The organism is Pseudoalteromonas sp. '520P1 No. 423' (assembly GCF_001269985.1).
GTDB lineage: Bacteria > Pseudomonadota > Gammaproteobacteria > Enterobacterales > Alteromonadaceae > Pseudoalteromonas.
Map to the genome: position 1 here is coordinate 1,185,107 of NZ_BBZB01000001.1, position 24,923 is coordinate 1,210,029.

General features: G+C 35.1%; 24 protein-coding genes and 1 pseudogene. 12 read left to right on the forward strand and 13 right to left on the reverse strand.

Annotated elements, in window-relative coordinates; translation table 11 throughout:
• Positions 1-35: 35 nt before the first annotated feature.
• From PSA_RS05435 to PSA_RS05460, 6 genes are all read right to left on the reverse strand, one after another.
• Positions 36-593: a YqgE/AlgH family protein gene (locus PSA_RS05435; protein ID WP_042147479.1), complete on the reverse strand. Its 558-nt coding sequence runs from the start codon at positions 591-593 to the stop codon at positions 36-38.
• Positions 594-677: 84 nt separating this feature from the next.
• Positions 678-1,628, reverse strand: coding sequence for a glutathione synthase (gshB, locus tag PSA_RS05440; protein WP_042147482.1), 951 nt, complete (start codon positions 1,626-1,628; stop codon positions 678-680).
• Positions 1,629-1,723: 95 nt separating this feature from the next.
• The gene (gene rsmE / locus PSA_RS05445; protein ID WP_042147485.1) at positions 1,724-2,455 is read right to left on the reverse strand and encodes a 16S rRNA (uracil(1498)-N(3))-methyltransferase; all 732 of its coding nucleotides are present in this window, start codon (positions 2,453-2,455) and stop codon (positions 1,724-1,726) included.
• A gap of 140 nt (positions 2,456-2,595) precedes the next feature.
• Positions 2,596-3,717, reverse strand: a complete 1,122-nt coding sequence (locus PSA_RS05450) for a DUF3083 family protein (protein WP_042147488.1) — start codon at positions 3,715-3,717, stop codon at positions 2,596-2,598.
• Between the two features lie 156 nt (positions 3,718-3,873).
• Positions 3,874-4,290 carry a GNAT family N-acetyltransferase gene (locus tag PSA_RS05455; protein ID WP_042147491.1) on the reverse strand — a complete coding sequence of 139 codons (417 nt, stop codon included), beginning with the start codon at positions 4,288-4,290 and terminating at the stop codon, positions 3,874-3,876.
• A 9-nt stretch (positions 4,291-4,299) separates the two neighbouring features.
• Positions 4,300-4,902, reverse strand: coding sequence for a LysE family translocator (locus tag PSA_RS05460; protein WP_042147493.1), 603 nt, complete (start codon positions 4,900-4,902; stop codon positions 4,300-4,302).
• Positions 4,903-5,002: 100 nt separating this feature from the next.
• Between PSA_RS05460 and PSA_RS05465 the strand changes: the two genes are divergently transcribed.
• The 8 genes and pseudogenes from PSA_RS05465 to PSA_RS05490 form a co-directional block, all read left to right on the forward strand.
• Positions 5,003-6,388 carry a PLP-dependent aminotransferase family protein gene (locus tag PSA_RS05465; RefSeq protein ID WP_042147497.1) on the forward strand — a complete coding sequence of 462 codons (1,386 nt, stop codon included), beginning with the start codon at positions 5,003-5,005 and terminating at the stop codon, positions 6,386-6,388.
• Between the two features lie 90 nt (positions 6,389-6,478).
• Positions 6,479-7,963 (forward strand): glutamate--tRNA ligase, encoded by a 1,485-nt coding sequence (gene gltX, locus PSA_RS05470; protein ID WP_042147498.1) that lies wholly within the window; start codon positions 6,479-6,481, stop codon positions 7,961-7,963.
• 128 nt (positions 7,964-8,091) lie between these two features.
• Positions 8,092-8,796, forward strand: coding sequence for a DUF3581 family protein (locus PSA_RS05475; RefSeq protein WP_042147500.1), 705 nt, complete (start codon positions 8,092-8,094; stop codon positions 8,794-8,796).
• Between the two features lie 371 nt (positions 8,797-9,167).
• Complete coding sequence (locus PSA_RS05480; RefSeq protein ID WP_042147503.1) at positions 9,168-9,374, forward strand: cold-shock protein; 207 nt, start codon at positions 9,168-9,170, stop codon at positions 9,372-9,374.
• Positions 9,375-9,583: 209 nt separating this feature from the next.
• Entirely contained in the window at positions 9,584-10,093 is a 510-nt protein-coding gene (locus PSA_RS05485) for a DUF3087 domain-containing protein (protein WP_042147506.1), read from the forward strand.
• A gap of 567 nt (positions 10,094-10,660) precedes the next feature.
• Positions 10,661-10,807: a TIGR02808 family protein gene (locus PSA_RS24350; protein ID WP_082305633.1), complete on the forward strand. Its 147-nt coding sequence runs from the start codon at positions 10,661-10,663 to the stop codon at positions 10,805-10,807.
• Between the two features lie 45 nt (positions 10,808-10,852).
• The gene (locus tag PSA_RS24355) at positions 10,853-11,002 is read left to right on the forward strand and encodes a chaperone NapD (RefSeq protein ID WP_269432819.1); all 150 of its coding nucleotides are present in this window, start codon (positions 10,853-10,855) and stop codon (positions 11,000-11,002) included.
• Positions 11,003-11,180: 178 nt separating this feature from the next.
• Positions 11,181-11,798: pseudogene (locus PSA_RS05490) on the forward strand (molybdopterin-dependent oxidoreductase); the annotation flags it as partial.
• On the opposite strand, the gene PSA_RS05495 reads toward PSA_RS05490, so the two are convergent.
• Both PSA_RS05495 and PSA_RS05500 read right to left on the reverse strand, forming a co-directional pair.
• Complete coding sequence (locus PSA_RS05495) at positions 11,798-12,286, reverse strand: ferredoxin-type protein NapF (RefSeq protein WP_042147511.1); 489 nt, start codon at positions 12,284-12,286, stop codon at positions 11,798-11,800. The pseudogene PSA_RS05490 and the gene PSA_RS05495 overlap by 1 nt on opposite strands.
• Positions 12,287-12,338: 52 nt before the next feature.
• A complete protein-coding gene (locus tag PSA_RS05500; protein WP_042147514.1) occupies positions 12,339-12,923 on the reverse strand; it encodes a HutD family protein in 585 nt (194 codons plus the stop codon).
• A 342-nt stretch (positions 12,924-13,265) separates the two neighbouring features.
• Between PSA_RS05500 and PSA_RS05505 the strand changes: the two genes are divergently transcribed.
• Positions 13,266-13,568 carry a hypothetical protein gene (locus tag PSA_RS05505; RefSeq protein ID WP_052380067.1) on the forward strand — a complete coding sequence of 101 codons (303 nt, stop codon included), beginning with the start codon at positions 13,266-13,268 and terminating at the stop codon, positions 13,566-13,568.
• A gap of 219 nt (positions 13,569-13,787) precedes the next feature.
• A complete protein-coding gene (locus PSA_RS05510; RefSeq protein ID WP_231665319.1) occupies positions 13,788-16,133 on the forward strand; it encodes an FdhF/YdeP family oxidoreductase in 2,346 nt (781 codons plus the stop codon).
• A gap of 9 nt (positions 16,134-16,142) precedes the next feature.
• Here the strand turns inward: PSA_RS05510 and fdhD are convergent, their stop codons facing one another.
• The 3 genes from fdhD to hutG are packed head-to-tail and all read right to left on the reverse strand — an operon-like array spanning position 16,143 to position 19,145.
• Positions 16,143-16,955, reverse strand: coding sequence for a formate dehydrogenase accessory sulfurtransferase FdhD (gene fdhD / locus PSA_RS05515; protein ID WP_042147517.1), 813 nt, complete (start codon positions 16,953-16,955; stop codon positions 16,143-16,145).
• 10 nt (positions 16,956-16,965) lie between these two features.
• On the reverse strand, positions 16,966-18,327 hold the full coding sequence (locus PSA_RS05520) for a formimidoylglutamate deiminase (protein WP_042147520.1): 1,362 nt from the start codon (positions 18,325-18,327) through the stop codon (positions 16,966-16,968).
• A 29-nt stretch (positions 18,328-18,356) separates the two neighbouring features.
• A complete protein-coding gene (hutG, locus tag PSA_RS05525) occupies positions 18,357-19,145 on the reverse strand; it encodes an N-formylglutamate deformylase (RefSeq protein WP_042147524.1) in 789 nt (262 codons plus the stop codon).
• Between the two features lie 412 nt (positions 19,146-19,557).
• On the opposite strand from hutG, the gene PSA_RS05530 reads away from it, so the two are divergent.
• Both PSA_RS05530 and PSA_RS05535 read left to right on the forward strand, forming a co-directional pair.
• Entirely contained in the window at positions 19,558-21,261 is a 1,704-nt protein-coding gene (locus PSA_RS05530; protein ID WP_052380068.1) for a substrate-binding domain-containing protein, read from the forward strand.
• A gap of 115 nt (positions 21,262-21,376) precedes the next feature.
• Positions 21,377-22,096, forward strand: coding sequence for a hypothetical protein (locus tag PSA_RS05535; RefSeq protein WP_042147527.1), 720 nt, complete (start codon positions 21,377-21,379; stop codon positions 22,094-22,096).
• Here PSA_RS05535 and pdsS read toward each other — a convergent pair.
• Positions 22,083-24,209 (reverse strand): proteobacterial dedicated sortase system histidine kinase, encoded by a 2,127-nt coding sequence (pdsS, locus tag PSA_RS05540; protein ID WP_042147530.1) that lies wholly within the window; start codon positions 24,207-24,209, stop codon positions 22,083-22,085. The two genes, PSA_RS05535 and pdsS, sit on opposite strands and share 14 nt — an antisense overlap.
• Positions 24,209-24,898, reverse strand: a complete 690-nt coding sequence (gene pdsR / locus PSA_RS05545) for a proteobacterial dedicated sortase system response regulator (protein ID WP_042147533.1) — start codon at positions 24,896-24,898, stop codon at positions 24,209-24,211. The genes pdsS and pdsR overlap by 1 nt, the downstream gene beginning before the upstream one ends.
• Positions 24,899-24,923: the final 25 nt, after the last annotated feature.

The following is a 24,923-nucleotide window of genomic DNA, read 5'->3' on the forward strand; positions in this document are numbered from 1 at the left end:
TTTAACCTCAGTGTAAACTTATAATTTTCAGATATTTAAGCATGACCTGTTTGTGTACTTAATTTGCTAATATCAATGCCGAGCATCTCAATTGCTTTTTCCCACCTTAAATGTGCGGGAGTACTAAATATAATGTCAGGATCAGCTTCAATTGTGAGCCATGCATTATCCATTAGCTCTTGTTCAAGTTGTCCCGAACTCCAACCGGCATAACCTAAAGAGATTAAAAATTTCTCAGGTGCTAACTCAGTTGTAAGTGATGTTAATACATCTTTAGATGTGGTGATCATAACGTCATTGGTGAGTTTTAAGCTTGATTGATAACCTTCTTTAGGGATGTGTAATACAAAACCTTGCTCTTGCTGAACTGGGCCGCCAGAGAACACTGCGATATTGGCTGCGTCGGTTTCTTTATTGTTATCAATTTTTATTTGATCAAGTAGCTCACCTACAGTTAAATCTATCGGTTGGTTAATGACTAAACCCATTGCGCCTTGGTCATTATGTTCACAAATATAGGTAACGGAATGTTCAAATGCCGGATCTTGCATATTTGGCATTGCAATGAGAAAGTGATTTTCTAAAGATTGCATAACATTTACCTTAGTTCGTTATTTAAAAAGGTAATACTTTATTCATTATTATAAGCATTACCTGGGAGATACCGTAATAATATCTTATGATTTTAATCTCTGTTCAATGGCATCAAATAAGATACCTGTGATTGAGATATCATAAGCTGCTTGAATTTCTTTTACGCAAGTTGGCGCTGTTACATTTATTTCAGTTAACTTATCACCAATGATATCTAAGCCAACAAAAATAAGGCCTTTTTCTTTTAATGTTGGTGCAATCGCTTGTGCAATTTTAAGATCTGACTCACTTAACGGGCGCGCTTCACCACGGCCACCCACGGCTAAATTACCGCGTGTTTCGCCATTTTGTGGGATACGCGCTAAGCAATATGGAATAACTTGGCCATCAATCACTAATACACGTTTATCGCCTTGTTTTATTTCAGGGATATAGTTTTGTGCCATCGCAAACTCACTACCATGTTTCGTGAGTGTTTCACAAATTACGCCTAAATTAGCATCATCTTGTTTGACTCTGAATATTGATGCGCCACCCATGCCATCAAGTGGTTTTAAAATAATATCGCCGTGCTCATCTAAAAAGCTGCGGATCTGCTTTTGACTTCTTGTTACTAAAGTATCCGGTGTAAATTCGCTAAACCAAGCGGTAAATAGTTTCTCATTTGCATCACGCAAGCTTTGCGGTTTATTTACAATTAAAGTGCCTGAAAGTTCTGCGCGTTCTAAAATATACGTTGCGTAAATATATTCGGTATCAAATGGTGGATCTTTTCGCATTAAAATTACATCAAGATCAGCTAAGGCAATGCTTTGTTTTTCTTCTAAATCATACCAGTGGTTTTCATCTTCAAAAACTTGGGCTTTTGCTGCTGTAGCAAAGGCTTGACCTTTTCTTAGGTAAAGGTCGTCCATTTCCATATAATAGATTTCATAACCACGGCTTTGTGCTTCTACCATCATGGCAAAACCAGTATCTTTTTTAATATTAAAACCTGAAATTGGGTCTGAAACGATCCCGAGTTTTATGCTCATGTGATGGCCTTATTATTTAGCGGGACCTGTGGTCCAAATTTGTTAGTTATAAAGTATATGGGGCTAGTTTATGAAAAAACTAGCCTAAGAAAAGTTTAAGCTAAATCACCAAATTGTAATTGCAATGCACTTAATACTGTCAATGCTGCTGTTTCAGTTCTTAATACTCTTGGGCCTAAACGAATATCCATAAATCCACAGTTTTTAGTTTTTAACATTTCAGCATCGGTAAATCCGCCTTCAGGGCCAACAATAAAGCGTAGACCATTTGATGGTTCTGGAATCGTTTTTATGCTGTGATCGGCTCTAGGGTGTAGTGTGATTTTTAATTCATCGGATGTTTGCTCTAACCATCTTTCTATTTTAATTGGTGCATGAATTTTTGTAATGAAATTACGACCAGATTGCTCGGCAGCTGAAATTGCAATTTTTTGCCACTGTAGATGTTTTTTTTCTAATCTATCACCGCTGAGCTTTACACCACATCGCTCGGTAAAAATGGGGGTGATTTCAGTCACACCAAGTTCGACAGACTTTTGAATTGTAAAATCCATTTTATCGCCTCTTGAAATACCTTGGCCTAGATGAATTTTTAGGGGTGACTCAACATCTTTTTCAATAAATTCGATTACTTTTACTGCAGCTGATTTTTTACTTACTTCAGATAATTCACATAGGTATTCACCGCCTTCACCATTAAATAGGCAAACCTGCTCGCCAATATCCATACGTAATACACGAGTAATATGGCCTGCCGCATCAGGAAGTAAAGCTAAAGTTTCATTTAAGCTGATTTCGCCAGCTTGATAAATATGTGGAATGCGCATAATAGTAATAAATTAATTTAATTGTGAGTAATGATCATGATACAGATATCTATTGTTTATATCTATTTTCTACAGTTAAAGGTGATCTTGGAGGGAGGAGAGGGCTCAATTCGAGCCACTCTATATTTTAAGCTACTTATTTAAGCTTGATCGAAGTGGTAAGCTAAATGTTGGTGGAAGCGAATAGCGATTTCTTCATGATCTGGCGTCATTTCTAATTCTTTTGCCATCATACGTAATGACTTATCAACGGTTTCCATAAATTTAGCAAAACCTTTATCTTCAATATCGTCTTTAGTTGCCGCAAAAATGATTTGTACATAATCAACTAAATGATCATCTTGCCAGTTACAGTAAAATTCATTTTTAGGTTCGATAGGGTCAAAACCTAACATCTGAAGCTCACCTACTTTTTGCTCAGGTTTATTTGAGCTATTACGAATAATCGGTGTTAAGCCATTAGCGATAAATGCACCATTTTTTAAATTATAATGGTTGGCAGATTTTACACATGCATCAGATAACGTTTGGTAAAAATCAGCGTAAGATTGTTCACCAACTAAATTTACATTGCTACGTTTTAATAAACGACGAGAAATCGGCATACTTGCTACGACATAACTCATAGTATCGTTTTGCTCAGGCAAGATAACATCGGCTGCTTTATAACGATTTTTAATACGTCTTAAAGTATGGCCGTTAGAGCCTTCGACGCCTTTATCTTTTGCAAATAAATCATAAGTTAAATGCTGATGATCACGTAAACGCACAGCGCTTGCATCAACACCCACTTCAGATAAAAGCTTTGTAAGTGTTTCGCGAACTTTTGTATGGTATCCCGCAGCACTTGTGCGAATAGAATCGCCAGATGCTAAAAATAATAGTGATATTTTTTTAGAGCGAACAGCACCATCGAAATGAGACTTATATGACTGATGATATTCTGGGTTATAAAAAATCAGCATTTGCTGATCTGTTTCCCAGTATCGGATCTCTTGGTTAAAACGAACTCGAGGTAATTTATCATTAGCGATAAAATGCACATTATCTATATCTGCCTCTTCACATACGGTGAAAAGTTGCTCTGAGAACTTTTGATAAAAACTCTGCCAAGGCTTTAACTTATCAGAGCTGTCACTACTTTCAAAACGCTCTAATAATTCATCTGTTATTTTAAACTCAGCTAATAAAAATTGGTTATAACGAGAATTAGAAGGTAAATAAACTTTACTAACTTTACTGCGACTACGACGAATAGACATTATTGATCCTTAATTAATAAGCACGCTTTTTATAGGGTTATTATAAAATTCTAATCATTTGATTTATTGTTTTAGAACAAAGTTTTCTCAAGTAGACATTCATTTAATAAAGGAATCAAGTTTAAGATAAAAAATTATACAATTTTATTTATAATTTTACTCAAGGTAGATATTAGGTTTATAAATTTCCATCATGCCCTCAGGATAAATTGGTTTTGCAAAATTATATTGGGCGTATAAATCATGGGCGTCTTTAGTTGCTAAAGTGAAACGTCTTAATCCTTGTAATTTCTCATCTTCTATAATTGCTGTAATTAATTTCTTTCCTATACCTTGGCCTCTATATTTCTCTAAAACGAAGACATCTAATAAATTAGCAAAGGTAGCTTGATCGGTAACTACTCTGGCAAAGGCACATAATGTATTGTTATTTTGAATTACAAAACATAAAGAATTATCACAGGCACGTTTTAAGCAGTCTTTTGAGATACCGTTAGACCAATAGCTGCGTTCGCTTAAAAAATTAAAAATAGTTTCAAAATCTGCTTGGTTTAACTTGTATTTAATTTGCATTGTTATCTCCTAAATAAAGATCATGGGAATTGTAAGTAGTAGTAAGCTAGCCATAGTCAAATTGAATTTTTGATTGAAATGAGGGTTTTGTAATTTTTTTGCGATCAGTTTTCCTATTGTTACCCATACAAAAGCACAAGGGATTGATACTGTATTAAATAATAAAATACTGAGAAAAGCAGAAGACCAATAAAGGTCGCCAGCTAGTGTGAACGCAGAACTTGCTGTTAATAACATCGCCCAGGACTTGGGATTAATTAACTGAAATCCCGCAGCTTGAATAATATTAAATGGTTGATGGGCTTTATTTGATGACGGTGGTTTCGCTTTTGAGATAGTAAAAGCGAGCTTTAGAATATATATGCAAGCAATCAAGCTTAAAATAAACTGTATTTTAGGGTAGGCGATAAAAAGCTGTCCTAAACCAAAAAGAATACATGTTTGCAAACATATCATGCCTATTCGAATCCCTAAAATATGCGGGATCGTTTTTTTGATACCAAAATAAGCGCCAGAATGCGCCAGTAAAATATTGTTTGGTCCAGGGGTGATTGTTGCTATAACCGTAAAGATACTAATAGGTAAAATTAGCGCTAAAAGTTCATTTTGCATAATTTGTCCTTGTTAATTTTAAATTGTACGCATACAATTTATGGTGTTTGTATTGCTTTAAGTTGTCACATTTATTTTATTAGGCTATAAGTTTATTGTTATGGATACAATTTGGAAGGTAAACCAAGTTCGTTTTATTGAGCTTGTAAAAACTCAAGCAAAATATAAGGCCTTAGTGACTTTAATTGATGAAGCTATCACTGATGGGGATTTAGCTTTTAAGCAAAAATTACCAGCGCAGCGCTGGTTGGCTGATGAGTTAAATGTAACCCATGGTACGGTCACTAGAGCTTATGAATTAGCGCAAAAACAAGGGCTTGTTAAAGCAAAGTTAGGTGCTGGCACCTTTGTTGATACTGGGAGCAATTCAAATATAACAGAAGAGCTCGTTGTTGATTTTGCATCTAGTATGCAGCCAATGATGGGTCAACAAGCTGTTTTAGCGCAAGCAATGACTGAGCTCGCACAAGATAATAATGCTTTATCTCACATATTAACGTATTCAATAGATGGCATAGCTAAGCATAAGAAGGTATTTAATGACTGGCTCATAAATAAAGGGTTTAAAAACGCTGCTGATTTAATATTTTTACAAGGTGCCCAACAAGGCGTTTATAGCTGTTTACAAATACTGACTGAGCGTGGGGATCTCGTGCTACATGAATCCCTTTGTTATCCTGGGTTTTATCGTGCGGCAGAGTCATCAGGTTTAAAAATGAAAGAGCTCACGATAACAAATGAAGGTATTGATTTAGATGAGCTAGAGGCTATTTGTAAAAAATTCGCGCCAAAAGTGCTTTATATTACGCCAAATAATCAAAACCCGACCAATGTAAAATACACTGAGCAGCAGTTAGATAAAATTTTAGCTTTAAGTCGTCAATATCAATTTTTTATTATTGAAGATGATGTGAATTACTGTTTGCCTAATAATTGGCGTTTACCACTGCAACAAAAAGCCCCTGATCGTGTTTTTTATATATCAAGTTTGTCTAAGTATTTTGCTGGTGGCTTAAGAGTTGGCTATATTTTGGCTCCTGCTTTATTTCAACAGGTATTAAAGCAACATATTCATAGTCAGTGTTGGATGGTTTCATCTATGAACTTTGAATTGGCATCTCGTTTTATTCAAAGTGATGGCTATCAGTTCAATCAAGACAAACTTGCAAAAGAACTTATCTATCGCCAAAAAGCGTTCCAAGTGATTTTTGATAAATATAGATTTATCGCACGCTTAGGCGGTTTAAATATTTGGCTTGAGTTGCCTAAAACTATCAATATGCATCAGTTAAGCGGTTTATTATTAGCAAATAATGTAAAAATACGTACTGCAGACTTATTTTTAGCACCGTCAAGCACGAATGATTATAATGCGATCCGTATCTCATTAGGTGGACCAGAGCATAGAAAGGTATTTGATAAAGGCATAGAAATTATGGATAGGGTTTTTAAGCAATTACACAATAATAATGATGTTGTTATTTAAAACCTATTATCCTAAAACTAAGCTTTATGTTACCCTTGCCACAATTATTTAGACTTAGTTCTTACATATTTTTTTTAAGAGATTTAACTCATGACTATTCGTACTCGTGTAGCACCGTCACCAACGGGTGACCCGCACTTAGGCACAGCTTATATTGCATTGTTTAACTACGCTTTTGCTAAGCAGCAAGGCGGTGAATTTGTATTACGTATTGAAGATACTGATCAGGTTCGTAGTACACCAGAATCAGAACAAGCGATTATGGATAGTTTACGTTGGTTAGGTCTTAATTGGGATCACGGTCCTGATGTGGGCGGTGATTTTGGTCCATACCGCCAGTCTGAGCGCAGTGATTTATATAAAAAATATGCACAGCAACTTGTTGATAATGGTAAAGCTTTTTACTGTTTTGCAACGGCTGAAGAGCTTGACCAAATGCGTGAAGCGCAGATGGCTGAAGGTTTACGTCCAAAGTATGATGGTCGTGGTTTAAAGCTTTCTGCTGATGAAATTGAAGCAAATTTAGCTGCGGGTAAACCTTATGTGATCCGTATGAATATCCCAGAAGAAGGGACATTTAAATTTAACGATTACTTACGTGGAGAAATTGAGATCCCGTGGGAAAACGTTGATATGCAAGTATTGCTTAAAGCTGATGGTTTCCCAACTTATTTCTTAGCAAATGTGGTTGATGATCACCATATGGAAATTAGCCATATCTTCCGTGGTGAAGAGTGGATAAACTCAGCGCCTAAATTATTAAAACTATATGAAGATTTTGGTTGGACTGCACCAACTTTAGGTCACTTACCATTATTACGAAACCCAGATAAATCTAAATTATCAAAACGTAAAAACCCAACTTCTATTAACTACTATAAAGAAATGGGCTTTTTACCGGAAGCTGTATTGAATTACTTAGGTCGTATGGGTTGGTCAATGCCTGATGAGCGTGAAAAATTCACATTAGCAGAGATGATTGAAAATTTTGACATGAAACGTGTATCACTTGGTGGTCCGGTATTTGATGTTGAAAAATTAAGTTGGTTAAATGGTCTTTGGATCCGTGAAAACTTAACTGACGAAGAATTAATTGGTCGCTTTGTTGATTGGAAGTTTAATGGTGAAACTTTAGGTAAAATTTTACCGCAAGTTAAAACACGTATTAATACATTATCTGATTTAGTTGAGCTTGCAGGTTACTTTGTATCTGGTATGCCAACCTATGAGCCTGAGTTATTAACAGCAGGCAAAGCGGAAGAAGATGTTATTCGTCAAGCACTACAGTTCTTTATTTGGGATCTAGAGGCTTTACGCACTTGGGAAAAATCAGAGATTTTTTCGATTGCAAAAAAACTAGCTGATCACCATGAGCTTAAAATTAAAGTATTCTTAGAACCTATCTTTGTTGCGATTAGTGGTAAGCCATCTTCAACATCGGTTATCGATGCGATGGAAATTTTAGGTTCAGATATGTCTCGTGCCCGTTTACGTGTTGCATTAGGTCATATAGGTGTATCTAAGAAGCAAGCTAAAAAGCTAGAAAAAGCATATAAAGTTTACCTAGCAGAATAAAAAATACTTTTGCTAATAATATAAAAGCGACCTTAGGGTCGCTTTTTTAACTGATTCGACCTCTATTACCTAAAATCTTGGTAGAATGGTCAGGTTGTAACTTTAGTCATAAAAGAAGTCATTAAAATATGTTAAATCCTTTTTACCATCAGTGCGAAAAAAATAAGATCACTTTTACCCGTGAACAAGGTAGTAATTTTGCTAAATTAATAGCCGATGACTATAACCCTTTACACGATGCTGATGCTAAAAAGTTTTGTGTACCAGGTGATTTACTTTTCTCATTAGTACTACAGAAGTATGGCATTAGCCAAAAAATGCATTTTACATTTTCAGGCATGGTTAATGAAAATGTCGCATTAGATTTCCCTGAAGCAGCTGATGAGTTTGATATCACAGATGGTGATAAAGTTTACTTATCAGTAAAGCGTTCGGGTGATACCTCAAGTTGCCCTGCATTAACACAGAGCTTAACTAAAAATTACGTTGAGTTCTCTGGAACGACTTTTCCTCATGTAATCATTCCAATTATGGGTGAGCAAGATGTGATGATAAATCCTTCACGTCCTATGGTTATTTATGAATCTATGTCGATAGATTTACAACGATTAGATATTGCTAGCCCTGAACTTGAATTTGCAGATCCTGTGTTTGAACTTAATGGTAAACGCGGGAAAATTATTCTGCGTTTTAATATTTTAGAGCAAGGTGTCGTGGTAGGAACTGGCGTTAAAAATATGTTGGTTTCAGGTATTCGTGAATATTGCCAAGAAACAGTAGATGACTTGATTAATTTTTATAATCAAAGAAAAACAGATCTAAAACCTGAGTAATTGCTCAAACTACTAGACTGTTTTAAGAGACGATATATATAAAAAGACGCTAAATGCGTCTTTTTTGCTTTATCTAATTGTTTAAAAAATGGCTGTGTAACTTGACACGTTAGAAGGTTTTTTTCGAATAAATAAGATATGCAGTAAAAAAAATTAAAATTTTTTGAAACTACGCATTTAACAAGACTTTAGTGTTTGACTGCTAAAAATTATGGTATATACTGCGTGCAGCTTGAAAGTTCGTTTTAGATTATGCAACACCATTTCGATGTATGTTTTACATCTTCGTCCTGTTTTACATAAGAAGTAACACTTTTAGCAGAACCGCCTTATACAAGGCTTATATTACTTTAAATAAATAGGATATTATTATGTCTACTACTACTGGTACAGTAAAATGGTTTAACGAATCTAAAGGTTTTGGTTTCATCGAGCAAGAAAATGGTCCTGACGTTTTCGCTCATTTCTCTGCAATCCAAAGCGATGGTTTTAAAACTCTTGCTGAAGGCCAACGTGTATCTTTCACAGTTACTACTGGTCAGAAAGGTCCTCAAGCTGAGAACATCCAAGCTATCTAATTTAGCTTTTGCTAATATTAGTAACTTAGTTTAAGTTTGTCTTAATACTAAGACAAAAGGGCAGCCTAAAGGGTTGCCCTTTTTTGTGCTTGTTGATAAATGGCAGTATCATTCTCAATGACATTAAACTAATTGAAATCAAAGCCCATTATATGCCATTTGGTATAAAATACATCTAGGTAGATATATTCAAAAATATTGGAAAATAAATGACATTAATTGAAGTTGATAAAAAAAGATATCGCGCACATTTAAATCGTGTGATTATCGGGTGTATTGCAAGCTTAACGATAGGTAGTTTAGGTATCGCGCAAGGTTTAATTACATTATTGCCATCTGATTCTGGTAGTCATTTCCATTGGAATCTGATTGGTGTGATTATTACAAGTTTATTAATAGGCTCGCAACTGATCAAATATAAAAAACATGCCTATATGTATGAAGTTGCTTATGTATGGGACTTAAAACAAGCGCTAAATAAAATCACTCGTAAAATGCGTAAAGTAAAACAAGGTGTTGAGCGAGGTGATGTTCATGCTATGCAAGCACTTAACTTTTTTTATGCTGGTTCTCGCCAGTTATGGTTATTAGATGATAATAATATTACCCAAGACGAGCTTACTATTTGGCAAGCTGAATTAGATACAAAGGCTGCCCAATACAATCTTGAATTAGATACCACTAAATATGATGCAACAACATTATCGTCAATGAATTAATATATACTTTATTCAAAGAGGTTTATTTTTAATAGAGCGTAGCGAAAATCTCGGGGGTTTGCTCCCTTGCTGGATAGTGTAGACTGAGCTTGCCTCAGTCTACACTATCCACTACATGGAACTTCAAAGAAATTCTCATCATGTTTTCAGACTAATGTATCACTTTGTGTGGATACCTAAGTATCGACGAATTCGAAAATATGTGTAAAACCAATTGGTTGAATTGGATAAAAAAGAAGCTCACGGAAATCAGTTAGGACTCTTTTAAACTCGGTCGCTTGCGACCGATTCTTTTATCTCTTTCAATTAATACTTATCTTAAAAACCTCCTTTAATTCTTATTTGTTATATAAACCTGCTAATTATTTTCTTTATTAAATACCTCTCTTCCCTATCGATCTTTGTCTTACTAAATTTAAAATATTTTAAATACAACTAATTATCATTACAGATAAAAATCTTAAATTTAGTAAGGTTTATTTAAAAGCATGATCTAAATCAAGGTGCTATTTGTAACAAAATTTACACTATAAATACAAGATGAAAACCATCAAACAGGAGAGCTAAATGAGTGCGTTAGAGTCAATGATTTGGACCGTATTAGGTTATTTAGCAATGCCAACTATATTCATTTTAGGTTTTGCTGGTGTAGCTGCAGTTTCATTGTTTGTTTTGAAAATGCTAGGTGCTAAATCAATTCAGTCTAAAGTTTAAATAGGTAAATTCTTTGAGATTAACTTATTAGAAGAACCTGTTCACATTGCTGGAGTGCTTGTTAAAGCATTTCCTCACAATACCCAAGCAATTGCTCTAAAACTAAATGCACTTCCAGGTACTGAAGTTCATGAGATCAGTGATGATGGCTGTATGGTTGTGACAGTTGAAGCAGCAGATAAAGAAAAAATGTAGTCGACATTATTACTAAGTTAAGTGTTTTTGAAGGGGTGCTTGATGCGTCTTTGATATTCCACTATCACGATGCTGGGCTGGTACCTCATGCAAAAAATAATGGCGGTAAAATTAATTTTAAATAGCAAATAGTTCATATCGACTTATATCGTCATATAACTAGTCAGGAGAAGAAGTTGTGACTCAATCAAGACGTGACTTCATAAAAGCAAATGCAATCTCCGCTACCGCTGCAGCAGCAATTCTGACATCAGCATCTAATCTGAACACTGATTCAGATGAAAGTAAAATCAAATGGGATAAAGCACCTTGTCGTTTTTGTGGCACAGGTTGTAGTGTTCTAGTTGGTAGCCAAAACGGTAAAGTTGTTGCAACTCAGGGCGATCCTGATGCAGAGGTAAATAAAGGCCTAAATTGTATTAAGGGCTATTTCCTATCTAAAATTATGTACGGTAAAGACCGTTTAACTCAGCCATTGTTAAGAATGAAAGATGGTAAATTCCATAAAGAAGGCGACTTCCAACCAGTAAGCTGGGATATGGCTTTTGATGTGATGGCTGATAAATTTAAATCTTCATTAAAAGCGAAAGGTCCAACATCTTTAGGTATGTTTGGTTCTGGTCAATGGACTGTAATGTAAGGGTATGCTGCTGTTAAATTAATGAAAGCAGGTTTCCGTTCAAATAATATTGATCCAAATACACCTCACTGTATGGCTTCTGCTGTAGGTGGGTTTATGCGTACTTTTGGTATAGATGAACCTATGGGTTGTTATGATGATTTAGAGCAAGCAGATTAAGTTAGTTTTGGCTTTATCTCTATTGAACCTTGCGGGCAAATAGAAACACACGCACCACCACTAGTGCAATCAGCAAAAATGATCTCTGGAATGGGAATTGCGGATTTAAATAAATCAAACTTAATGGCCTCAGTTTCAAAGATATCTTTGCACGACATACAGTGAACTTTATTTACTGCTAAACAGTTACATGCGATTGATATCTGATTATTAAAAGCTGGGTGTAAGTTATTATTTAAAGCTTTGGGTTCACATGCATCAGCGCATAAATCACAAAAAGTGCATTCATCGATATTAAAATCTATTTCAGGAAACCCCACAGCACCTTTTTTTATAATGCCTGTTTCACATGCATCAATACATTTATTACATTGAGTGCAAGATTCCAGAAAAGCATCTTCATTGCCACTGTACGGAGGCCTTAAAGGAGGAGGAGCTTTTGGTTTTGCTCTAAAAAATTCGCGACGACTATGATCAATTGCCATGAACTGTTACCTTAAAAATATAAACACTCAACGCAGCTATAATTTTAGTTAATTATTTATGTTTTAGTTTGATGATAATCATCATTTCACCAGATAATTGCACATTGTTATCAGTTAACTCTGTAATATGCATTAAATGACCTAAAGCAAGCTCTTTGATCACTTTATCATTGTGAGTTAGCTTGGTTTTATTTGCTAAACAATAAACAAAATAATCATTTCCAGCTTCTAATGAAACTTGTTCTAGAGCAACATTATTGATTGTTTCCACTGAAAACTTATTAGTTCTTACGATTACATTAAAATCTAAAATTTCGCCTTTATGTAACTCACCTGATGTAGCACTACCACCATCAAATATAGATACATCTAAAATGCTTTTTAAACTGTGAGTAACAGAAACATCATTATAGTAATGGTGTAAATCAATGCCGTTACCCGCAATAAGTGTCAGGTTCCGAGTATAACCTGCAAAATTAGAAAACAAACCATCCTCAGCAACACTAGCAATGCTCATTCGCCAATCAAAGCACTCTAATGTACCACCTTCATTGATTGCTAGCTCAGTTGTTGTGCCTTTGCCATTTTTCCAAGGTACATTTTTAAACTGTGCAGGTGTTTTGATACTTATGTTCATACTTTAAAGCCTTTGAGTCGTTTGGGTAGATGCTATGGATAATGAAACTAGCTATTTATACAATTTCATTTTCTCATACGAAAGATTATTTTTATACCTTCAGGTTGAGCATGTATTGCATAAAACAAATAAAGGCAAAATTCTGATTTATATTTTGTATTATTGGAGTAAATAAATTGTCATTTTTGACAGAGGAAATAATTGCTTGATTTCTAATTCCTGTATGGGGTAAGTTAATCCTGTGCCTATTTCGGGTCCTTAATGGTTAATAAAGGATTAAAAATAAATAAATTTTTAAAAGTGGGAATATTAGTAGCGTCTTGAGTTTTTGGTTCACAAGCTATGGCAGCAAATATGCAGTGTTATGTTGATACTCAGGCATATAATCACTTTACAGCAGATCATTGTGAAGCGCTTATTTTTGGAGCAAACAAAGCGACAGCTGTTTTTCGAATTGTAGGAGCATCAAAACCAATAGATTCTGTAATTTGGAAAGATTCAGCTAAGAGCTGTGGAACTTCAGGCACATTTTGTTCAGTATCTATAAGAGCATTTAGAACAAATAAAGCAACTGCAACAATTTTATATTCAGATGGTACTTGGGGTTCTGCTTCTGCGACAGCTTCATTTGAAGATGGTAGATAATCAGTAAATATATAGAGTCATAGCTTTAATTATGACTCTATTATATTTTTATATCTCCTCTTGTTTTTAATCAATGCCTAAATAGTTAAACTTAATAATAAAAATAAATTATCTTTCGATAAATTGGTCTGAATTCTCCTAAATGGTACAATACACTTATAAGTAAGTTTGTGCTTTGAGCTATCTCTAAAATGGCTGAGGTTTGGTTCTGTGGATAATATGAAAGATAACATGACAAATAATAATTCAAATAAATCATCACATCATAAACCAGCAAAAGCGGGTGGCTTTTCTTCTTTAAAATCAACGTTAAAACATATTATTAAAAGTCAGCAGCCACAAACCAACCTTAAAAATTTACTTATTGCCAATACTAAAGATGGTTTTGATTGCCCTGGATGTGCTTGGGGCGATAAACAAGAGGGCTTTTTACATTTTTGTGAAAATGGCGCTAAAGCTATCGCTTGGGAGTCTACCTCTAAAAAAGTAGATGCTAAATTTTTTGCAGAACATACTGTAAGCCAGTTATTAAAGCAAAGTGATTATTGGCTTGAATACCAAGGGCGCTTAACGCAACCTGTTAGATATAATCAAAAAACAGATAAATATGAAGCAGTCAGTTGGGATGATGCTTTCTCACTTATCGCAGAGCACTTAAATGGATTATCAAGTCCAGATCAAGCTGAGTTTTACACTTCCGGCAGAGCCAGTAACGAAGCATCATTTTTATATCAACTATTTGGTCGACTGTACGGTACTAATAACTTTCCAGATTGTTCAAATATGTGTCATGAAGCCAGCGGCGTTGCTTTAAAAGAAACCATAGGCATAGGAAAAGGTACAGTTGTTTTAGAAGACTTTGATAAAGCAGATGCGATATTTGTATTTGGTCAAAACCCAGGAACAAATCATCCTAGAATGATGAATGCACTCCGCTCAGCTGCTCGAAATGGCTGTAAGATAGTGACATTTAATAATCTTAAAGAAGTCGCATTAGAGCGTTTTGCCAGTCCTCAAGATCCAATCGAATTACTAACACCTAGCGCCACAACAATCAGTCATGCCTATTATACACCTAGACTTGGTGGTGATATGGCGGCGATCAGAGGCATGGTAAAAGTTATCTTAGCTAAAAATACAGAGTGTTTAGCAAAAGGTTTAACTGAAATTATTGATTCAAAATTTATTAATCAGCACAGTGCAAACTTTGTGGATTATGTTGAAGTGGTGCAAAGCACTAGTTGGCAAACCATAGAAGAACAATCAGGTTTAAGCAAAGCGCAAATCACCAATGCCGCTGAAGTTTATTCGCAGGCTAACAGTGTTATTTGTACTTGGGCTATGGGCATAACGCAACACAAACATTCAGTTGCGACAATTCAAGAATTAGTAAACTTACAATTATTAAAAGGCCATATAGGTAAACCAGGTGCGGGTTTATGTCCAGTAAGAGGGCATTCAAATGTGCAAGGTAATCGCACTATGGGGATTAATGAAAAACCGCCTGCGGAGTTTTTAGCAAAGCAAGCTCAAGTTGTGCAACATGATATGCCAAAAAACTTCGGTCATAATGTTTATCACGCATTAAGTGCTTTTTTAAATAAACAAAGTAAAGTACTTATTTGTTTGGGTGGAAACATAGCACAAGCAGCACCAGATACAGAGCAAACACATCAAGCTTTAAAAAATACTGAATTAAATGTGCAAATTTCTACAAAGTTAAATCGTAGTCACTTATTAATAGGTAAAGATGCATTAATTTTACCTTGTTTAGGGCGTACAGAAATTGATAGGCAAGCAAGTGGCGAGCAAAAGATCACAGTTGAAGATACTTTTTCTATGGTGCATGCCTCAAAAGGCAAGGTAGAGCCACTTTCAAAAGAGATGCGTTCTGAAACTAATATCGTAGCTAATATCGCAAAAGCAACATTACCGAAAGGGCATCTTGATTGGCAGTCAATGACTGATGATTACGCTAAAATCAGACAGCTAATATCAAATATTGTAGGTGGATTTGACGACTTTGAAGCTAAGTTATCCCAACCTGGCGGGTTTTATTTGGGCAATAGCGCGGCAGATAAAAACTGGCTTACTCAATCGCAAAAAGCACAGTTCACAGCAAATAAGTTACCAGAACACTTAATGCATGTGAATATAGATGAACTGAGCCAAGACAATAATAAAAAACACAACCAGATTTTCACTTTACAATCTTTACGTTCACACGATCAATACAATACAACGATTTATGGCATGAACGATAGATACCGAGGTGTAGAGAATGAACGTAAAGTTTTATTTATTAATGAAAAAGATGCAAAAAAACAGGGTTTAGCTGATGGTGACTTAGTTGATATCACGTCCATTTGGCATAATAACCAAACCCGCAGTGTGACAGGTTTTAAAGTGTTTTATTATGATATTCCGCGAGATAATTTAGCAGCCTATTACCCAGAAACAAACCCTTTAGTACCATTAAATAGTTATGGTGATCGCTCTTTTACGCCAACATCAAAATCAATACCTGTTATTTTAACTAAAGCGATAGACAACAGAATTATTTAACTTAGTAATTTAAGCATAAATAACAAACCTACCAGAACGTGCAAAACTTATCAGGTTTAAACGGTTTTGTTTTGCAACTGCGATTGCTTTGCTGGTGGGTGCGGAAATAGTAATAAGATGATTAATATTAGCCGCTATGGTTTTATCTACCATTTCATAACTTGCTCTACTTGATACTAAAATAAAGCCATTTGAGTTCTTTAATTTATGGTTATTGATAGCACCAATTAGTTTATCAAGCGCGTTGTGTCTGCCAACATCTTCTCTAATAATTCTTATATGACCAGTTCTTAAGTCACAAAAAGCGGCAGCGTGTACGCCTCCGGCTTGTAAATTTAATACTTGTTGTGTTTTAAATTGAGTTAAGGCAGCTTCAATCACTTCAGATGCAAGTGTTTGGTATGCATTTAGAGGTGTTCTGTTTTTATCAATTTGTTGCAAAGATTCTATGCCACATAAGCCACAGCCGCTATTACCTGCTAATGTTCTTCGTTTCTTTTTTAATTGTATAAACTTTCTCGAGCTAATTGTTATATTAAGCTCAATACCATGGGCGGTGTGTGTGATCTCTAGATCGAGTAGATCGTTTTTTTGATCTATGATGTTTTCAGATAAACTAAAACCCAAAGCAAAATCTTTAAGATCACAAGGAGTTGCCATCATAACAGCGTTAGAGATCCCGTTATAAACAAAAGCGATTGCTTGTTCATCTATAACAAAATCTTGTTCAAGATCAGAAGTGTGATCTAGTTGTGTATCACGTACTTGTCGCGATACATTGACTAAACCATTAGGCGGTTTGATATTCTGATCTTGCTTCACTTATAACCTTTTATGCTGTTTTTTCTAAAATTTTAGCAAACTTATTAGCACATATTTCTTCATCTGCATGTTTGCCTGACTCTATTACCCAAGTGCCATTTACCATCACATCTTGAACAGGGTTTTTCTGACTTGCAAAAATTAAGCTATCTAATAAATTTTTGTCGCTATTAGCAAATAGCTTAGTTTGGTTTGCATCTAATACTAACAAATCAGCTTGTTTACCTATCTCTAAGCTACCAGTATTACTATTTGTACTTTGTGCGCCACCAAGTGCTGCACGCTGCCATAAATTAAGGCCAACAGATGCTTGCTCTGATGTTGCTAAAATAGCACGTTGTTGCTTAATTAAGCGCTGCGCATATTCAAGCCAGCGTAATTCTTCAATTGGGTTAACTGAAATATGACTATCTGAACCAATTGCAAAAGTACCATCTTCGGCTAAAAACTCAGTTGTTGGAAAAATGCCATCGCCTAAGTTAGCTTCAGTTGTCGGACAAATACCCGCAATTGCACCTGTTTTAATTATGCCTCTACGTTCATTTTCATCTATATGCGTCGCATGGATCAAACACCAATGTTTATCTAAATCAGCATTATTCAATAACCATTGAACAGGGCGTTCGCCATAATGAGCAAGGCAATCATCAACTTCTTTTTGTTGTTCGCTAATATGAATATGGATAGGTGCTTTATCATCTAAACTACGAACATGATTTACAGCACTATGTAACGACGCTTTATCAACAGCACGTAAAGAGTGCGGTGCTATGCCGACATTTGTATTGCTGTAATCATTGGTTAAACTAAAACAATCGGTTACTAATTGATTAAACTGTTCAACAGAATTGATAAATCGCTTTTGACCGTCATTTGGCTCAAGTGGACCAAAACCGCTAAATCGATACATTACAGGTAACATAGTTAAACCTATACCAGATGTTTTTGCAGCTTTAAATATAGACTCTGCCATAGTTGCAAGCGGTGTATAGTTTTCACCGTCGATTTGATGATGTAAATAATGAAATTCAGCAACGCGGGTATAACCCATTTTTAGCATTTCAATATAAAGTTGGCTCGCAATGGCTTGAGCATCATCTGCAGATAATTGATCTAAAAATTGATACATGATCTTGCGCCAAGTCCAAAAGCTATCTTGTCCTTCGCTTCCTTGCTCACTAAACCCTGCAAAAGCACGTTGAAATGCATGGGAATGACAATTAACCATGCCCGGGATCACAACACCATTAGCAACTTGTGCATCAGAATCTTTGCCATCAGTAATCGCAGTGATCACACCATCTATAATAGAGATCGTTTTATCATTTGCCCAACCATCATTGAGCAATACTTTATGTGCGTATAATTTCATTATTTAACTCTTATAATTGTCAGTTGTGGTTATTTGGTTTGCGCAAATTTAGCTAAAGCTTCAACTAACGCTCTTAACTTAGGTTTTACTTGTGCTGCTTTAGTCTCGTTATATTCATTACTTGGTTCATTCATATAAGTAATTTGTGATAACTCAAGTTGTAATGCATGAATATTATTTTCTGGCTTACCAAAGTGACGTGTAATAAAGCCACCTTTAAAACGACCATTGGTCACATTTGAATAAGGAGAAAAGTCTAATGCTTCAACTTGTGAGATTAGAGCTTTATCACAGCTAGCGCCATCGCTGGTGCCAAAATTAAAATCAGGTAATTGACCTTCAAAAAAGCGTGGTACATGAGATAAAATAGAGTGTGCTTCGAGTAATACTGCTTTACCAAATTCTTGTTTCATTTGATTTAATGTATCTTCAATCGCTTGATGATATGGACGCCAGTAAAGATCTACACGACGTTGTATTTCAGTCTCATCAGGTTTCATACCTTCTAAGTATAAAGGTGATAAATCAAAAGCCGTTGTCGGGCACAGTTCAGTGGTATTTTGACCTGGGTATAAATTTACGCCATCAGGGTCGCGATTTAAATCAATGACAAACCGACTATATTTTGGATTAATAACATATATACCAAGCTCATCCGCAAAATCATAAAGTTTATCCATATACCAGTCAGTATCGGTAACATTAATACCGACCTCTGTCATAGCATGTTTAATTTCATCAGCAATGGCTTCACCATTATGTGGCATGCTGATTAATAACGGGATTCTACCTTTACTGAGCGTATAACTTGATGCCATTTTATAACCCTTTTTGTTTAATAAGATAACTTGTATATACAAGTTGTAGCTATAATCTATCACGAGTGGAGAAAACAACCAAATTTATCAACTTTAAATATAGGGGAGTTGTTCATAATATGCAGAGAATGAAAGGTAAATATAGAAATAAAAAAGCCTCAACTGGCTTGAGGCTTTTGATTTATATACCATTGAACGGGGAGAGTATATGTATTAATTCAACTAAATTTTCTATGCTGCTATCATTTCATGAAAGCCTGTAAGTAAATACGTGAGCAATGTAATGATTAGAAATAAAAGTGTTATTAAATGAAAACAAGTTTATGTTTATGTATCGAGACTTGTACCTATGTCATAAAAATGAAATTTTAATATTTTATTATCCCTTAAAAAACAAGGTGGTAATTTAGATATGAATAAAGCATTTGATACTTACAGTGATGAGTTAATATCACAGTTAAAAAAACTCACTCTATTATCATTAACAGAATTTGAAATCCAAATTTCATATCAAAAAATGATTTCAGAGCAAGATTATCGAGAATTGGTTCTAAAAGAGTTATATGAACTTAATCATCCAGAAATAATTGAAATTATTAATTGGATCAATAATTATTCTGCGGTAGAAAATCAATCTTCTCCTGCTGAACATAGTAATAGTCACAACAATAAAAAACCCAACTTATTATTACCTTTATCCTTATTTTTTGTATCTGTGATCGCAGTAATGGCATTTCTATTAGTATCGCAAAATAGTGGTTCAGATATATTACTAGAAGCACCCCAAGTTAAACATCAAACTACTCCTATTGAAGTTAAGACTGAGACTACAAAGACAATAAAACTAACATTACCGGTTAAAGAAGCAGAGGTGAGCTTTAAACTTCATGGCTCTAATACCATAGGGGAGAAACTGGCTCCGGCATTACTAGTTAAATATTTAGAGCAGCAAGATGTAAAAGATTTTGAGTGGATTCAAGGAGATAGTCCGGTTGAGCGTACTTTACAGTATATAAAAAATAACAAAGCCTATGCGATAGAGTTACATGCACATGGTTCAAGTACAGGTTTTAAAGATTTAAAGTTGGGCAAAGCAGATTTAGCAATGGCTTCTCGTCGCGTTAAACAAAAAGAAGTTATAGCGCTTAAATCTCAACTAGGTAATTTAAATAAAGTGGGTAATGAGCATATTATTGGATTAGATGGTTTAGCTGTCATCGTGAATCAGAATAATCCGATTGCGCATATTTCAACGGATAAATTATCCAAAATTTTCTCTGGTGAAATAAATAATTGGTCACAGCTTGGTGGTACAGATTTACCAATCAAAGTATTTTCAAGGGATGCGAAATCAGGTACTTGGGATACATTTAAAAACTTAGTATTAAAAAAGTTTAGCCGTGAATTAGCAGTCACAGCTACTCGTTTAGAATCAAGCTCGGAATTATCAACATTAATCTCTCAAGATGAAGCTGCTATCGGCTTTATTGGCTTAAATTATGTTTTGCATAATAAAGCTTTGGCTATTTCTGAAGGAGCGGGCACAACAGCTATTTTTCCAACACGTTTTACAATTGGTACTGAAGACTATGCATTGGCACGTAGATTATATTTTTATACACCCACTTCGGCTTCAAATATAGTGAAAGATTTTGCCCAGTTTGCTATTTCTCAACAAGGGCAAGATATCGTTGAAAAAACAGGTTTGATTTCACAAAACATCAAGGTTGAAAATGCATATCCAATGCAAGATGCACCAATTAAATACAATAAATATACAAAAATAGCTAAGCGACTTTCGCTTAACTTTAGATTTAATTACGGTAATAAAGACCTCGATAATAAAGGTAAAAGAGATTTACAAAGATTAATCTCCTTTATGGAGCAAAATGAAGGACGTCGTTTAGTATTAATGGGTTTTTCAGACAGTATTGGTGCTAAATTGAAAAATATTCAATTATCACTTACACGTGCAAAGTCGGTTGAAAGAGAACTTGTTGCTAGAGGCATACCTGTTATGGCTGTTGAAGGCTTAGGCGAGGCGATCCCAGTTGCAAATAACGAGACCGAATCAGGCAGGGAGCGCAATAGAAGAGTAGAGGTATGGTTGTTATAACCAGGCCAAGCTAGTTTCACTTTATGAAGCTAGCTCAATTAATTAGATTAATTAATATTTCTGTCATAAATTCCTTTTATTATGCAGTCAATTCGGAGTTTTAAGAGTCTATTTTATGTTTGCTATTTTTTCACAACAAGAAAATCTCATTGCTGTATTTAAAAAATACTCAGTAACAGAGGCGCTTAAAGTAAAGTTTAATATTCATCAGGCAATTAAAACACTTAATATTCCTTCTGATGATTTAATTGCGCATATGCGTAATGAAGGTTTATGTATAACTGATTTTAGCTTAGGTTCCAATAAACCATTATCCTCGTCTGAAAGTTCACCTAGTATTATTCGTGCACATCTTCATAAAGTCTTTTTAGATAAGCAAAAACTGATTGATGCGATGAGTGGTTTTTCTATGTCACAAGCTATAGAAATACGCGCTTTGTTACAAAAGAACATGAGTCAATTAAAGCTACCTTCAGATGAGCTGATCTCAAAGATGGAGCAAGAAGGTTTATCTTTACAGCGCATAGGCATAGAAAATACATCGCCTCAATCTACAGTATCTTCAATTAAGCTCGCACAAACAAAAAAGTTATTATCACAAGCAATTGAAGAAACCGCAGAAGATAAAAAAAGTCGTATTAAGTCAAAACTTAATGCGCTAGTTGAAGATGTTGAAAAGCCAAAAAATCAGCCTACTCAAATACAAAAAACAGAGTCGAAAAATACAAAATCATTAACTGAAGAAATCGAAATTTCCAAGGTAAAAAAAATTAGTTTGCAAGAAGCGCTTGATCGCTCATTACAAACTGACTTATCTCAATCTATGAACTTTTAAACACTAATTTAAATTCAACGCCGTCATTTGAATCTAAATTTTTAGCTGATATCTGTGCATGATGAAAATCAGCAACGAGTCTAGCAATATATAAACCGAGTCCTAAATGTGGTTTCTTTTGTAATGACTGGCTTCTTACCGATACCATAGAGTCAAAAATATGTTCGCCAATTTCAGGAGGTAATAAAGGCCCTTTATTGATGACTTTAATATGAGTTGATTGATTATCAACACGATATTCAACATAAATCGGGCTATCTTGTTCTGAAAACTCAACCGCATTGGCAATAAGCTTATCGAGTAATTGTGCTATAAATTCAGGCACACCTTGCATGGCTTTCTTTTCATCACTCAAGTTTAATTCAAAGGACTTTTCAGGATAAGCCATTTGATAGCCTTGCATACAACCCGAAACCACTTTGGTTAAATTAAAAGATTCAGTCTCTGCGCTTTGAATACTTTGCTCTAACCGTGTGGCTTCACTCATTGTAGTTATGATTTTATTTAATCTATGTACACCATCTGTGGCACGCTCAATATACTTTTTACTTTCCTCATCTAAGTTTTGCAATTGTAGGCTTTCTAAGGAAGAGCGCACAACCGCAACAGGCGTTCTCAGTTCATGGGATAAGCGTGATGACATATTTTCTAAATAATGGGTATATCCACCTAATCGACCAACTATATTGGCAAAGCTACGAGATAAATCTCCAATTTCATCTTGGGTATTTGAGCCTTTAATGTCTCTTAATACTCTTCCTTGAGGGTCTATGGCCGCTTCAGCAGCATCTCTTAGGGTTCGGATCCTACTTGAAATACGAGAGGCAAAAAAGAATAAAGATAAAGTGCCTATAAGCATAACTGCTAAAATTACAGTAAATAATTTTTCTAAAGCTTTATTTCTTAAGGTACGTACGCCGTTGGTGGTCTCTTCTGCAATGACAGCACCCATTACTTTATCATCAATCCAAATTGGGTAAGCGGCTGATAAAATAACAGCCTTTTTATCAGGCGTAAGACGCCAACTTGATTCTGGATCACCTGCTAAAGCACCTTTAATGTTTTTGCCTTGTAATGAAGTAACATCAAATAATGTATCTAAAAAATCAGCTGGTGGTTTAGTTAAAATTTTATAATATAAAGGATGCAAATATTTTTTTTCGAATTGCCGCCATTGACTTAACTTGCTTGGATCTTCAGTTAAATTTTGTGACCAAACGCCATCAGCATCCTGGATTTTTCCTGATTGCGCCAATACTCTGTGATGATTATCGACTACCCAAATACGACTACCAGAGTGCCCCATACCTTTAATAATGCGTTCAATTTCTGGTGATGGTAATAATACTGAGCCTAACTGTGTTAAATCTTGCAGGTTAGAAGTCGACATGGTTTTGATGGGGGTATTTTTGTTATCTTTATCAACAATTGCAAACCCTAGTTTATTGCCAATCATATTTAGTGGCATGCGAATTTCGATATTATAACCATCAGGTGTTTTTAAAAAATGCCCTTGAATTTTTGAAATAGGAGTTAAAGATGTTGCTTCATAAGCTGTGATCCAACCATCTTTTTTTGGAGCGATAATGTAATTAAAAATTTGGTTATCAGGATTTTTTAAAGCAATTTTAAGATAATCATTATTGGTGATGCTAAGGCTATTAGCACCGCGGTATTGGGTATTATCATCTTTTACTTTAAATACCGCGTATAAGTAATTATCGTATTTCCCCACCATATGAGTAAAAGATAAGTCAGCGGGGTTATGGTTGAGATTAATCGGTGTTAAATAACTTTTGTCGTAATGCCAAAATAGTGGTTGGTAGGTTTTCCAGTCATGTAATTTACCGTCTAACTGTATGCGACTTGGTAAATTATAGGCGTACAAGTCACGGCCTTTAACCACTTGATCTAAAAAGCTTGCTTGATGATCGAATAGTTTTGGTCGTTCGTGTAAAGCAGTCGCAAGGGCACGAGTAGTACCCACTAACGTTTTTTCTTGGCCTTGCCTTAAATACTTCTCCATTTCCCATACGTATTCATAACCAAGCCAAGGAAGCAGTGCTAAAAAACATGACAATAAAATAATCTGACTGCGTAAACCAAATCGCATTAAACTTGCTCCCAGCGATATCCCATGCCATAAACAGTATCTATGCAATCAAACTGAGGATCAAGCTTTATAAACTTTTTACGAATACGTTTTACATGAGAGGTAATGGTGCTGTCATCGACATAAATCTTGGCATCATTCATTAGTTCATTTCGGCTTTTTACGTGACCTAGACGCTGTGTTAATGAATGTACCATCCAAAATTCAGTGACGGTTAAATCTAATAAAGTATCTAACCAGAAGACTTGCATACGTTTATTATCAATTTTTAATTTGCCACGGGTAATAATATTTTCTTCAAGAATTGGAGCTTCTAACGCTTCCATTCTACGGAACAAAGCAGCAATCCGTGCAGCTAAATGGGGGAGGCTAATATCTTTAGTTAAATAATCATCAGCGCCCATTCTTAAACCACATACCGTATCAATTTCACTGTCTCTGGCAGTTAAAAAAATAATTGGTAGCGTTTTTGATAAAGAGCGCAAGGTTTGACATAAAGCAAAGCCACCATCAATTTCATCGCCTAAGCCAATATCAATAATGGCTAAATCTGGCAAGGCATCATTAAAGGCCATTTCGGCCTCAGGGCGAGAAGCATAACCATTTACTTGATAGCCTTGCTTTGTCAGCATTTCGGTATAGTTTTCTCTAATGGCTTTTTCGTCTTCAATAATGGCTATTTTTTTCATGGTTATTGCTTACCTTTTGCTTAAA

What these genes read in the sequence shown, in the direction of transcription:
- PSA_RS05480 (WP_042147503.1), top strand. Translation starts at nt 9,168, where the DNA reads ATGTCTACTACTACTGGTACAGTAAAATGGTTTAACGAATCTAAAGGT.
- PSA_RS05485 (WP_042147506.1), top strand. Translation starts at nt 9,584, where the DNA reads ATGACATTAATTGAAGTTGATAAAAAAAGATATCGCGCACATTTAAAT.
- PSA_RS05475 (WP_042147500.1), top strand. Translation starts at nt 8,092, where the DNA reads ATGTTAAATCCTTTTTACCATCAGTGCGAAAAAAATAAGATCACTTTT.
- PSA_RS05465 (WP_042147497.1), top strand. Translation starts at nt 5,003, where the DNA reads ATGGATACAATTTGGAAGGTAAACCAAGTTCGTTTTATTGAGCTTGTA.
- pdsS (WP_042147530.1), bottom strand. Translation starts at nt 24,209, where the DNA reads ATGCGATTTGGTTTACGCAGTCAGATTATTTTATTGTCATGTTTTTTA.
- gltX (WP_042147498.1), top strand. Translation starts at nt 6,479, where the DNA reads ATGACTATTCGTACTCGTGTAGCACCGTCACCAACGGGTGACCCGCAC.
- PSA_RS05455 (WP_042147491.1), bottom strand. Translation starts at nt 4,290, where the DNA reads ATGCAAATTAAATACAAGTTAAACCAAGCAGATTTTGAAACTATTTTT.
- PSA_RS05450 (WP_042147488.1), bottom strand. Translation starts at nt 3,717, where the DNA reads ATGTCTATTCGTCGTAGTCGCAGTAAAGTTAGTAAAGTTTATTTACCT.
- gshB (WP_042147482.1), bottom strand. Translation starts at nt 1,628, where the DNA reads ATGAGCATAAAACTCGGGATCGTTTCAGACCCAATTTCAGGTTTTAAT.
- pdsR (WP_042147533.1), bottom strand. Translation starts at nt 24,898, where the DNA reads ATGAAAAAAATAGCCATTATTGAAGACGAAAAAGCCATTAGAGAAAAC.
- PSA_RS05535 (WP_042147527.1), top strand. Translation starts at nt 21,377, where the DNA reads ATGTTTGCTATTTTTTCACAACAAGAAAATCTCATTGCTGTATTTAAA.
- PSA_RS05520 (WP_042147520.1), bottom strand. Translation starts at nt 18,327, where the DNA reads ATGAAATTATACGCACATAAAGTATTGCTCAATGATGGTTGGGCAAAT.
- PSA_RS24350 (WP_082305633.1), top strand. Translation starts at nt 10,661, where the DNA reads ATGAGTGCGTTAGAGTCAATGATTTGGACCGTATTAGGTTATTTAGCA.
- PSA_RS05510 (WP_231665319.1), top strand. Translation starts at nt 13,788, where the DNA reads ATGAAAGATAACATGACAAATAATAATTCAAATAAATCATCACATCAT.
- PSA_RS05530 (WP_052380068.1), top strand. Translation starts at nt 19,558, where the DNA reads ATGAATAAAGCATTTGATACTTACAGTGATGAGTTAATATCACAGTTA.
- PSA_RS05495 (WP_042147511.1), bottom strand. Translation starts at nt 12,286, where the DNA reads ATGGCAATTGATCATAGTCGTCGCGAATTTTTTAGAGCAAAACCAAAA.
- PSA_RS05435 (WP_042147479.1), bottom strand. Translation starts at nt 593, where the DNA reads ATGCAATCTTTAGAAAATCACTTTCTCATTGCAATGCCAAATATGCAA.
- rsmE (WP_042147485.1), bottom strand. Translation starts at nt 2,455, where the DNA reads ATGCGCATTCCACATATTTATCAAGCTGGCGAAATCAGCTTAAATGAA.
- hutG (WP_042147524.1), bottom strand. Translation starts at nt 19,145, where the DNA reads ATGGCATCAAGTTATACGCTCAGTAAAGGTAGAATCCCGTTATTAATC.
- PSA_RS05460 (WP_042147493.1), bottom strand. Translation starts at nt 4,902, where the DNA reads ATGCAAAATGAACTTTTAGCGCTAATTTTACCTATTAGTATCTTTACG.
- PSA_RS05500 (WP_042147514.1), bottom strand. Translation starts at nt 12,923, where the DNA reads ATGAACATAAGTATCAAAACACCTGCACAGTTTAAAAATGTACCTTGG.
- PSA_RS05505 (WP_052380067.1), top strand. Translation starts at nt 13,266, where the DNA reads ATGGCAGCAAATATGCAGTGTTATGTTGATACTCAGGCATATAATCAC.